The organism is Leucobacter faecis (assembly GCF_054456635.2).
The window spans coordinates 75,235-86,851 of the sequence record NZ_JBTJEP020000015.1; the positions used below are offsets into that span (position 1 = coordinate 75,235).

General features: G+C 62.7%; 6 protein-coding genes. 5 read left to right on the forward strand and 1 reads right to left on the reverse strand.

Annotation, left to right across the window (positions count from 1 at the left end; translation table 11 throughout):
- The first annotated feature begins 75 nt into the window (after positions 1-75).
- The 3 genes from ACXR2T_RS11860 (at position 76) to ACXR2T_RS11870 (ending at position 6,783) form a co-directional block, all read left to right on the forward strand.
- Positions 76-1,965: an ABC-F family ATP-binding cassette domain-containing protein gene (locus ACXR2T_RS11860; RefSeq protein WP_458839527.1), complete on the forward strand. Its 1,890-nt coding sequence runs from the start codon at positions 76-78 to the stop codon at positions 1,963-1,965.
- Between the two features lie 64 nt (positions 1,966-2,029).
- Positions 2,030-4,591: a YhgE/Pip domain-containing protein gene (locus tag ACXR2T_RS11865; RefSeq protein WP_458839529.1), complete on the forward strand. Its 2,562-nt coding sequence runs from the start codon at positions 2,030-2,032 to the stop codon at positions 4,589-4,591.
- Between the two features lie 5 nt (positions 4,592-4,596).
- Positions 4,597-6,783, forward strand: coding sequence for a YhgE/Pip domain-containing protein (locus ACXR2T_RS11870; protein ID WP_458839531.1), 2,187 nt, complete (start codon positions 4,597-4,599; stop codon positions 6,781-6,783).
- Here ACXR2T_RS11870 and ACXR2T_RS11875 read toward each other — a convergent pair.
- Positions 6,685-7,665 carry a LysR family transcriptional regulator gene (locus ACXR2T_RS11875; RefSeq protein WP_458839533.1) on the reverse strand — a complete coding sequence of 327 codons (981 nt, stop codon included), beginning with the start codon at positions 7,663-7,665 and terminating at the stop codon, positions 6,685-6,687. The genes ACXR2T_RS11870 and ACXR2T_RS11875 overlap by 99 nt on opposite strands.
- 77 nt (positions 7,666-7,742) lie before the next feature.
- On the opposite strand from ACXR2T_RS11875, the gene ACXR2T_RS11880 reads away from it, so the two are divergent.
- Together ACXR2T_RS11880 and ACXR2T_RS11885 are read left to right on the forward strand one after the other, a co-directional pair.
- On the forward strand, positions 7,743-9,536 hold the full coding sequence (locus ACXR2T_RS11880; RefSeq protein WP_458816125.1) for an L-aspartate oxidase: 1,794 nt from the start codon (positions 7,743-7,745) through the stop codon (positions 9,534-9,536).
- 255 nt (positions 9,537-9,791) lie between these two features.
- The coding region (locus tag ACXR2T_RS11885) for a hypothetical protein (protein ID WP_489945535.1) at positions 9,792-11,617 on the forward strand (1,826 nt) is incomplete at its 3' end.

Consider the following 11,617-nt stretch of genomic DNA (forward strand, 5'->3'; position numbering starts at 1 on the left):
GCTCTGCTGTGGCTTGCACAGGCGGCTTCAGTCATGCAGTCGAATGTGATCTGCGTGAACTAAGCTTAACCAGTTATGGCACATCTACTGGGGGCCGAGGCCCTACACCTTGAAGTTCCCACGAAGACCGTGTTCGACTCGGTGACGCTCGGCGTCTCTGAGGGAGACCGCATCGGCATCGTAGGTCGAAACGGCGACGGTAAGTCCAGTCTGCTGATGATGCTCGCCCGTCGGCGTGAACCAGACAGCGGGCAAGTGACGATGCGCGGTGGCACCACCATTGGAGTGCTCGATCAGGCCGATGTTTTCGCCCCCGGCGAGACTGTCGGCAACGCGATCGTCGGTGATCGCCCCGAGTACGAGTGGGCCGGCGACTGGAAGATTCGCGAGGTGATTGAGGGCCTCGTGTCTGACCTGGGCTGGGAGGCCCCTATTGAGGGGCTCTCGGGCGGCCAGCGTCGCCGTGTCGCGCTCGCCCGCGTTCTCGTGGGCGACCACGACATTGTGTTTCTCGATGAGCCCACCAACCATCTCGACGTCGAAGGGATTGCCTGGCTCGCGGCGCATTTGAAGCGCCGTTGGCCCGCGGGGCAGGGTGCGCTGCTCGTCGTCACCCACGACCGTTGGTTCCTCGATGAGGTCTGCACGATGACATGGGAGGTGCACGACCGCATCGTCGAGGCCTTTGAGGGCGGTTACGCCGCCTACATTCTGCAGCGCGTGGAGCGCGACCGTCAGGCCGCCACGATTGAGCAGAAGCGCCAGAACCTCGCGAAGAAAGAGCTCGCCTGGCTGCGGCGTGGCGCCCCCGCCCGCACCGCGAAACCCAAGTTTCGCATCGAAGCGGCCAACGAGCTCATCGCCGACGTGCCCGAGATTCGCAACAAGGTGCAGCTCCAGTCGATGGCAGTGACGCGACTGGGCAAGGAAGTCGTGAACTTGCTTGATGCTGGCGTCGCCTATGGCGACCGCACGATCATTGAAGACGTCGAATGGCGCCTTGCTCCAGGCGAACGCACCGGTATCCTCGGCGTCAACGGCGCCGGCAAGTCGACGCTGTTGGGGCTCATCTCGGGCACCGTCGAACCCACTTCTGGCACGGTGAAGCGCGGCAAGACCGTTCAGGTCGCCACTCTCACCCAGCGTCTTGATGAGCTCGAAGAGCACCTGAACGAGCCGGTGCGGGTCGTGATTGGTCGCCTGCGATCGAGCTTCACGGTCGGCTCCGGATCAAAAGCGCAGGAGCTCACGCCCGGGCAGCTCCTCGAACAGATGGGCTTCACGAGCGCGCAGCTGTCAACTCCCGTAAAGGATCTTTCGGGCGGCCAGAAGCGTCGCCTGCAATTGCTGTTGATTCTGCTTGAGCAGCCGAACGTGCTCATTCTGGACGAGCCGACGAACGACCTCGACACCGACATTCTCGCGGCGATGGAAGATCTGCTCGATTCATGGCCCGGTACGTTGCTCGTCGTGTCACACGACCGCTATTTCCTTGAGCGCGTCACCGATCAACAGTACGCGATTCTCGATCGCAAACTGCGTCACCTGCCCGGCGGTATTGACCAGTATCTTGAGCTGCGTGCAGCGCAGGACGCTGCGGCATCGGGATCCGGAACAGCCGGCTCAGGGGCGGGCTCCTCGAGCAAGTCGGCAGGAACCACCTCTTCCGGTCATTCTGCGGGTGGCTCTTCCTCTGGTCATTCTGCGGGAGCGGAGCGACTCGCAGAATCCAAACCCCAACTCGCCGGAGCCGAGCGCCGCAGCGCGCAGAAGGAGCTGGCTGCAACCGAACGCAAGATCTCGAAGCTGCAGCAGGAAGCGACGAAGCTGCGCGAGGGCCTCGCAAATCTTGATCAGGGAGACTACGAGCTGCTGAACGCCCAGATGGCGAAGGTGACGGCACTCGAAATCTCGGTAGAAAAGCTTGAAGAACGGTGGTTGGAGCTTTCAGAACTGCTCGACTAGCCCCGACTTCGTACTAGGCTGTGCCTAGACAGTGAAGTGGGGGCTCATGCGCAATGCTTTTCGGGTGACCGGGCGGGATCTTAAGCGAATTCTTCGTGTACCGCAGGCGGTGATCATCCTGATCGGCATCATTGTGATTCCCTCGCTTTATGCCTGGTTCAACATTGTCGCGTTTTGGGATCCCTACTCGAACACCAAAGAGATCAACGTTGCAGTTGTCAACCTTGACAAGGGGGGGAGCTCCGACCTCACGGGCGAGCTCAACGTCGGCAGCCAGGTAGTGGCGCAGCTCAAAGAAAACGACCAGTTAGGTTGGAAGTTCTGGGACAAAGACCGCGCAATGACGGCGGTCAAGTCGGGTGAGGTCTATGCGACGGTCGTGATCCCAGCGACCTTCAGCACCGATATTTTGAGCCTCACGACAGACGACTTCGTGCGCCCGAAGCTCGAATACTATGTGAACGAAAAAGCCAACGCGATCGCGCCGAAGATTACGGACGTGGGGGCGACGACACTCGAGACCCAGATCAACTCCACGTTTGTGTCGACGGTGTCTGAAACGATCGCACAAAAACTTGAGCAGACGGGCGATGCGGCGGGTAATCGTCTGGTGAAAGCTCGTGACACATCGATCGACGTGCTGGGCGACATCACGAAGCAAATTACCGACGCGCGTAAGGGGCTCACCGATGCGGGCGAGAGCCTGTCGAGCGGCGAAGTAGCGCTCGGTGATGCGCGTGACGCCTTCACCCGCATCGAGACCGCGATTGACGATGTACAAACCGCGATCGAAGATGCGCAGACGATCGTCGCAGACGTTCAAGCCGGGCTTGTCACTTTCACCGATGCGGTCACCCAGGCCTACACCGCGGGGTCAGCGCAGTTGGTGCAAATCTCGTCGAAACTCAACACGAAGCTCACGGCGCTGGCCGCGGGCGCGAGTAAAGCGAACGTCGAGGTTGCGACTGCCCTGACTGACGCGGCCGCGCTCAACGAGGCCACGGGGCAGGCCATCGCGAATTTGACGCAGGTGAAAGACGGTTTGCCCGCGGGGGATCCCGTGCGGGACCAGCTTGAAACCGTCATTACGAACCTCGGTAGCAAGCAGGTGGAAACCACCAACCTGATTACTCAGCTGGAAACGCTCAACGCCGATGTGGGCACGGTGGCCGACAATATTCAAGCTTCGGCCGATGCGGTCAATGACGCTACCACCGCGACGGCTACTTCCGCCGAAGCCGTCAGCACGGTGCTCTCCACCACTCTGCCCGAGATCAACCGAGCCGTGAGTGCGCTGTCGGCGAGCGCCGGGGGGTTCTCGTCGGCACTGAACTCGCAAAAGCTTCTCGTCACCGAGGCGGTCAACCTGCTCGACGCCTTTGAGGGTGAACTCGAAGACGCCCGTACCGCTGGGAAGTCACTCGACTCTAACCTGGAGGGAGTCGAAGAGAGCCTGTTGAACGTGCGCACTGACGTGAGCGCTCTGAGCGCGGCCGACCTGATGAAAAAAGTGGAAGCGCTGAGCGGTCTCGATCCCACCAAGATCGCTGATTTCATGGCGGCGCCCGTGAAGGTCCAAGAGAAGATCGTCTTCCCGGTGCCCGCCTACGGCTCGGCAATGGCACCTCTGTTCACCAACCTGTCACTGTGGATCGCGGCGTTTGTGCTCGTGGTGCTGTTGAAACAAGAGGTCGACACCGACGGCATCAAGAACTTGACGGTGCGACAGGCCTATTTTGGCCGCTGGATGCTGCTGGCGGTGATCAACTTTTTCCAGGCACTGCTGGTGAGCATCGGCAACCTCGTGATCGGGGTACAGACGGCCAACGCGGTCGCGTTTGTCGCGACGAGCGTGTTCATTGGGTTCGTGTATATGGCGTTGATCTATGCGCTCGCCGTGTCATTCGGGTACGTCGGTAAGGGAGTGATCATCTTGCTGGTGATCATGCAGATCCCCGGCGCATCAGGAATCTACCCGATCGAGATGATGCCGGGCTTCTTCAGGGCGCTCTTTCCTTTCTTCCCGTTCACCTACGGGATCGATGCGCTGCGTGAGACCATTGGCGGTTTTTATGGCTTGAACTACTGGAAGTTTGTCGCGGTGCTTGCGCTGTTCGCGGGCTTGTCGTTCGCACTGGGGCTGTTCTTCAGGCAGCGTCTGGGCAATTTTTCTCGACTGTTCAACACCAAACTCAGCGACACCGATCTGTTTGTCAGTGAGAACGTGCAGGTGCTGGGATCGCGCCGGCGGGTGACTCAAATTGTGCAGGCGCTGACCAACCGTGATGCGTTTCGCGCGAAGCTCGCAAGGCAATCTACCTGGTTCGACGCTCACCACCTCACGATCCTGCGTTTGACGTTGATCATTGCGGTCGTCAGCACCGCTGTGCTCGCGTGTGTGTCTTGGCTCGTGCCAGATGCGAAGGCGACGGTGCTCGCGCTCTGGGGCGTGCTCTGCTTGCTCGTGATCGGGCTGGTCGTGGCGCTCGAGTACATTAAGCAAAACATTACGTTTGGCACGGAGATGACTGAACTGGGCGAGCCCGCACTGCAGTCAGAGCTGGCAGCCGAAGAGCGGGCCACACACTCGAACGCGGTGCTCGACAATCTGAAAGACCGGGTATAACTCCGATGAAGAACATTGCCCGGATCTTCCGTAATGATGCGCGCCACGTGCGACGCAACGCCATTGCCATTGTTGTCTTGTTTGGTGTCGTTGTGCTGCCGTCATTCTTTGGCTGGTTCAACGTGCTTTCGAGCTGGGACCCGTTTTCAAACGTCAAGAACCTCAAAGTGGCGGTCGCGAACGCAGACGAGGGGTATGAAAGCGAACTCTTTCCCATGCGGGTCAACGTGGGCGACCAGGTCATCGCGAACCTGCGGGCAAACAACGACCTGAACTGGGTGTTTGCTTCTGAGGAAGAAGCGATTGAGGGCACGAAGGCCGGCGACTACTACGCCACGCTCGTGCTGCCACCGAGCTTTAGTCGCGACATGATGACCTTCTTATCGCCGGGAGCCGAGCCCGCGAAAATTCTCTACTACTCCAATGAGAAGGAGAATGCGCTCGCCCCTGAGATTACGAACGAGGCAGCGACCGAGGTCTCGACGACCATCAATCAAACCTTCACCAAGACGCTGAACGAGGTGGGCCTTGCGCTCATCACCTCGTTGGCGAAAGAGGCCGATTCCGAGCAGTCTCGTGCAGCGCTGGGACGCCTGGAAACGAGCACGACAGCCGCAGCGAACGCGTTCGCATCAAGCGCCGACACACTGGAACTCTTTAGCGGGCTCATCGGCACCAGTCAGTCCCTGGTGTCGAGCGCGGCGTCCCTGGCCGACGCGTCAGTGCAGGCGGTAACTGACGCTTCTGGTGTCATTGGGACGGGAGCTTCTGCCGCGCAGTCGCTCCAGGCAGTGCTGGGAACCGCAAATACGTCGATCTCGGGTGCGCTCGAGGCGACGGCTGCGAGCTACCAGACTCTCATCGATGAGCTGTCGGCGCTCGATGACTCGTTTGCGGTGCAGGCGCAAGACACGGCTACTCTGCTGACCGCCGCCGCGGGGCAGGTGTCTAATCAGATCGCCAGCTACACGCAGCTGCGCACGGACTTGCAGGCGGTGGCAGACGCATCTTCTGACCAGGCGCTGAAGACCGCCCTGGGTGAGGTTGACTCGCACCTTGACAACGCGATTAAGAAGCAGCAACTCCTAGAAAAACGTCTCGAAGACGGGGCAGCAAACCTCGAGACCACGGCTGCTGGCATGGGAGACACCCAAGACGAAGTGATCAAGCTTGCGACCGATGCCCGCACGGCGTTGAACAGTGCGCACACAGCCTACGACGAGAACCTGCGTCCCAAGCTCGACGACCTGGGTGCTTCGCTCACACTCGTCAATGGGGGCTTCGAAGCGATTAGCTCCGACCTGGTATCGGCGTCAGAGACGCTTTCGGGCGGGTCTACCTCGCTTCTTGGGTTCTTAGAGCAGGCAGAAAAGACAACGGCCGACATCTCCAAAGATCTGCGGCAGGTCTCTGAACGGCTCACCAAGCTCGCGAGCGCCCTGAACGCAGCATCCGTGAGCGGCGACCTCTCAGAGGTCTTGAGCTTGATTGGCAATTCACCCTCACTGTTCGCGGGGGAACTGACCACTCCAGTGGGACTTGAACGCATCGCAGTCTTTAAGGTTGACACGTTCGGTGCGCAGATGGCGCCGTTCTATACGGTGCTTGGGCTCTGGGTGGGGGCGCTACTGCTTTCGGTACTCATTCGCACCGTCGTTGTCTATAACTCACTCGCCAGCTCGACTCCGTTCACGAAGACGCAGGAGTACTTCGGTCGCTACGGTATCTTCGCGGTTCTCGCGTTCTTCCAGAGCTCGCTGCTGTTTCTCGGGCTGATGGGATTTGTGGGTGTGCGGCCGGCGCACCCGCTGCTGCTCTTACTTGCTGGTTGGGTGATGTCGTTCGTGTTCTCGCTCATCACCTACACGCTCGTGCTGTCGTTCGGTGAAGCAGGTAAGGCGCTCGCGGTGTTCTTGCTGGTCGTGCAGATTTCAGCGGGTGGCGGGGCGTATCCGCTCGCGGTCTTGCCGCAGTGGTTCCAAAACATTAGCCCGTGGCTGCCGGTGAGCCACGCGACAAACGCGGTGCGCGCGGCCATTGCCGGTATATACGAGGGGGACTACTGGCAAGACATCGGCATGCTCGCGCTGTTCTTAGTCCCTACGCTGCTCATCGGCTTGGTGCTCCGGATCCCGGTGCTCAAGATCAACAACGACCTGACGCGGGCTCTCGAGTCGACGAAGCTGATGTGATGCCGTAGCTACGAGGGCGTCGCGCATGGCGACGCCCGCGTGCGTGAGCGTCATGTCAGCGCGATGCGCGAGGCTCACCGTGCGTGAGAGCGCGGGCTCCGCGAGAGGTCGCGCGTGGAGCAACGGCCGATCGAGCGCCACCATAGCCGGTACCACGGCGACCCCAAGACCGCGTTCGACAAACCTCAAAGACGCGTCCATTTCAGCCCCGCTTACGGCTGCGACAGGGGTGAGCGCGGCCACGGTGAACGCGCGTGACAGGGTTGCGTGTAGATCGTAATTGTCAGGAAACATGACCTGCGGCATGCGCGCCAACTCTTGGAGGGTGACCGGGGCGGAGGCTGCCGGTGATCGCTTCGACGAGACGACCACGAGTTTTTCTGTGATCAGGGGTGATCGGTCGAGCATCGCGACGGCAGCAGTGGGGGCCGCATCGGTGTCGACAATGAGCGCCAGGTCTAGCCCGCCCTCTGCCAGCGTACTGATGAGGGTGCGCGATCCTCGTTCGGTAAGTTCAACGTCAATGCCCGGGTATCGTGCGTGAAAGCCGACGAGCGCCTCCGCCACGAGGCTCGTGCACAGGGTGGGTGTCGCACCGAGCCGCACGCGCCCCGCCCGAAGGCCCGCGAGCTCGGCCATTTCGGTGCGCGCAGTGTCGGCATCGGCGAGCATGCGGCGGGCAAGGGGAAGCAGGCGTTCCCCGGCGGCCGTCAACGCAATATTGCCGCGGGCCCGGTGAAAGAGGTCAACGCCGAGGTCGCGTTCGAGCCCGGCGATCTGCCGGCTCAGCGAGGGCTGGGTGAGGTGGAGCTGCTCGGCTGCGCGAGTGAAGTGGCCGAGCGACGCGACCTCGATAAAGCTACGCAGTTGATCCAAATTCATGACGATAGCCTAACCGTATTGAAAGCATGAAATCTATTCATTGGAGTTATCGCTAGCGTGCTTTTAGCGTGGAAGCTATGCACACAACATTCACCACTTCTACCGCCCAGGGCGAACGACACCTCGCCGCAAACGTACTCGTCATAGGCACGGGCGGCGCTGGCCTGCGTGCCTCGATCGAACTCGCCCAGCGCGGTATGCAGGTGCTCGCCGTCGGCAAGCGTCGCGCTCATGATGCCCACACCACACTCGCCGCAGGGGGCATCAACGCGGCTCTGGGCACGATGGACCCCGAGGACTCCTGGCAGCAGCACGCCGCAGACACGCTGCGCGAGTCATACTTTCTCGCTGATCCGGCGATCGTCGAGGTCGTTGCGCGCGGAGCAGCCCAGGGCATCGAAGATCTCGAGCGCTGGGGCATGCCGTTCGCGCGGGAGCGTGACGGGCGCATTAGTCAGCGTTTCTTTGGCGCGCACACGTACCGGCGTACCGCGTACGCGGGGGATTACACCGGTCTTGAGATTCAGCGCACGCTGCTGCGGCGTGCCCGCGAGCTGCAGGTGCCCATCATCGACACCGTGTACATCACGCGGTTACTCGAAGCGGGCGGGCGCATCTTTGGCGCCTATGGATTCGACATCGTTGACGGCACACCCGTCGTGATCCACGCCGACGCTGTGATTCTGGCGGCGGGCGGGCACACGCGCATTTGGCGCAACACTTCATCGCGCCGAGACGAGAACACGGGTGACTCCTTTCGTCTCGCCGCACTCGCGGGAGCCAAAATTCGCGACGCAGAGCTGGTGCAATTTCACCCTTCTGGCCTACTCGAACCGAGCGATGCCGCGGGCACGCTCGTGTCTGAGGCGGCGCGCGGTGAGGGAGGCGTGCTGCGTAATGCGCTGGGGGAGCGGTTCATGCAGAAGTATGACCCCGAGCGCATGGAACTGTCGACCCGTGACCGGGTGGCGCTTGCGAGCTACACCGAGATTGCCGAGGGGCGCGGCACCGAGAGCGGTGGCGTGCTGCTCGACGTCTCGCACCTGCCGCGCGACGTGATCTTTGAGAAGCTGCCGCGCGTGTATCGCACGCTCATCGACCTCCAGATGCTCGACATCACCGAACAGCCCATCGAGATCGCGCCCACCGCGCACTATTCGATGGGCGGCGTGTGGGTGCGGCCTGAAGACCACGGCACCGGCGTCGCGGGGCTCTACGCCATCGGTGAAGCCTCGAGCGGGCTGCACGGTGCGAACCGGCTCGGCGGTAACTCGCTCATTGAGCTGCTCGTATATGGTCGCATCACCGGTGCCGACGCGGCCGAGTATGTCACGGGGCTCACCTCGGTGCGGCGCGACCGCGACGCGGTCTCTGAGGCGCGCGAGGAGATGCGAGGCCTGCTGGGGTTCGAAGGTTCGGGCGCCGGATCGGGGCTGGGGGCGCACTCAGAGAGCCCGCGGCTCTTGCAGCGTGCGGTGCGCGATTTGATGACGGCGCATGCGGGCGTCGTGCGCGACGAGGCTGGGCTTGTCGAGGGGCTCGAAAAGCTTGCTGAACTCGATGAGCGCGCCGCACGCGTCGCCGTGCATCCTGACATTGCGGGCTTCGACGATCTGGCCCACGCGTACGACCTGAAGGGTTCTCTGCTCGCCGCGCGCGCAACGCTTGAGAGCGCACTAGCGCGTCGCGAGACTCGAGGATGCCACAACCGCTCCGACTTTCCGGCAGCAAGCGACGCGCTGCGTGGCAACATGCTGTGGGACACCGAACGCGGGGTGTGGTTCGAGCCAGTTGCAGAGGCGCCCGAATCATTCAGGGCGCTCGCCGAGTCACACCTCGACGACTCCGTAGACGGCAAGCTCGTCGAATAGCGCAGGTGGGCTCTGCGCAGGGTGCGAGCCCTCTGTCTGCCGCTGTCTTGTCATGCTGCGTGAGCTTCGCCCCTTCCGTCATGTTGCGCGAGCTTCGCTCCTTCCGTCATGCTGCGCGAGGAACGAGTCGCAGCGTCCAGCGCCAACAAATCGAGTCGTCCACAGCCCCCAATTTCGACCGAAAATTGGCGTGATTACACCAAATCTGTGGATAACTTCACTCGAATAAATCTACGATCCGTGAGACAATAGGGTATGGAAGCCAAACCCTCACCACAGCACGAAGAACCCCTCGCGGGCCTCTTCACTGAGGCTGCGGGCGAGGATGCTGAAACCGCCACGGCGGATGCCACTGGCGGTTTGGGGATGCAGGCGAAGTGTGACGAGATCGTGCAGCTCGTGGCGCACGTGCAGGCTTTGTTTCCGGCGGACTGCCCTGGCTCTGACGCGCGTACGGTCGTGAACGCGCTCACCGACGAGGGGGTGACTGATTTCGCGAAGATCGTGGCTCAGGTGATGCGCAAGTGTTCTGAGCTGGAGGTACTGAGCGCTGGGGTGGTAGGAACGCGGTCGGCTAAACGTGCCGGGCAGCCCGGGGTGGCGCAGGCGAGCGGTTTCAAAACGGGTGTCGAGATGATGCAGCACCTCACTGGGAGTTCGTGGGGTGAAGCGTCCCGCAAGGTGCGGGTGGGCCAGAGCATGCTCGCCGGTGAGGCGGCGGAGCGTGAGGCGCGCGAGCAGCGTGCAGCACTCGCGAGGCTCGCACGCGAAGCCGGCGACAGCGGTGGAGACATCGATGGCGGTGAAAGCAGTGACGGTGCTGGCGGTGACAGTGCTGGCGGTGTGGACGCTGAAGCTGCCGCTTCTGCGGCGGCGGAAGCTGCGGCGGCTGAGGCCGTGCTGGTGTTGGCGGTGCCGTGGCACACGGTGCTAGACCGGGCCGTGTCGCGTGACCGGCTCACCGACCCGCAGAACGATGCGATCAGGCAGGGCCTCGGCACTCCGCCCCGTGCTCCCGCATCAGACGCACACACCGCAGGTACTACTGCGGGCGCTGCGACTGGCACCGCAATGCCGGACTCCGCGACAGGCAGCACCGCCCAGGTGATGCCGGCGTGTGCGTTCCACACGGCCGCGTACGCGGCCCTCCAAATTTCCCACCCCCAGAGCAGCCCTACCGGCACCTCTGTCAGCACCGATCTGGCCACAGACGCAGATTTCTTTGACGATGGCGACTGTGGGGGCCGGTGTGAAGCGGCCCTGCTGGTGCTGTGGTGGCAGGCCGGGCTCGACCTGATCGAGGCGGCCCAGCATGCCCGGGTGGAAGAGCTGCGCCGCCACGCGCGCGCGATTCGTGATCTCCTCGACCCGGAGGGGGCGACGCTGCGGCGTAACGAGCGGTATGAGGCGCGCTCGTTCAGGTGGTGGACGGACCCGAATGGGCAGTTCCATGCCCGACTCACCTGCGACGACGACGCGGGAGCATGGATCGGGGCGATCTTTGCGAGCGCGCTGCGCCCCCGACGGGGCGGGCCCCGCTTCATCGACCCGGCAGAGCAGGCCGCGGGCGAAGAACTCGTGCAAGACGAGCGCAGCCACCATCAGATCTCGCACGACCTGCTCATCGATCTGCTCCAGTCGGGCGCGGTCGCTGAGCAGCAGACCGTGTTCGGCACCCGGCAGGTGGGCGTGCGGGTGGTACAGGTTGTGAACCGGGCCGAGTACCTCGCCGAGCAGGCCGAGGCCCGCGCCGCCGAGGCAGCCGCGAAAGCCGCCAAGGCCGGGAAGAAGGCCGCCCGGCAGACGGCCCGTGGCACCACCCCCGAGGCGCAGCAAGCTACAGGCACGCAGACAGCAGGCACCCAGGCCACAGCCACACAGGCTCCGGGCCAACCGGCATCGCAGGCGACTCCCGCCGCATCTGGCAGCCCGGCCGCTTCTGCGGCTCCGGTCGACCCGGTCGGGGTGGTCGCCTGGTACGAAGACGGGCTCACCATCACTTCTGACGCGGTCGTCGCCAAGCAGCGCTGCAACGCCGGCGTCGTATACGTCACCGTCGACGAAGACTACAACCCCCTCGA

Coding starts and splice junctions, on each gene's coding strand:
- ACXR2T_RS11860 (WP_458839527.1), top strand. CDS start 76: ATGGCACATCTACTGGGGGCCGAGGCCCTACACCTTGAAGTTCCCACG.
- ACXR2T_RS11870 (WP_458839531.1), top strand. CDS start 4,597: ATGAAGAACATTGCCCGGATCTTCCGTAATGATGCGCGCCACGTGCGA.
- ACXR2T_RS11875 (WP_458839533.1), bottom strand. CDS start 7,665: ATGAATTTGGATCAACTGCGTAGCTTTATCGAGGTCGCGTCGCTCGGC.
- ACXR2T_RS11880 (WP_458816125.1), top strand. CDS start 7,743: ATGCACACAACATTCACCACTTCTACCGCCCAGGGCGAACGACACCTC.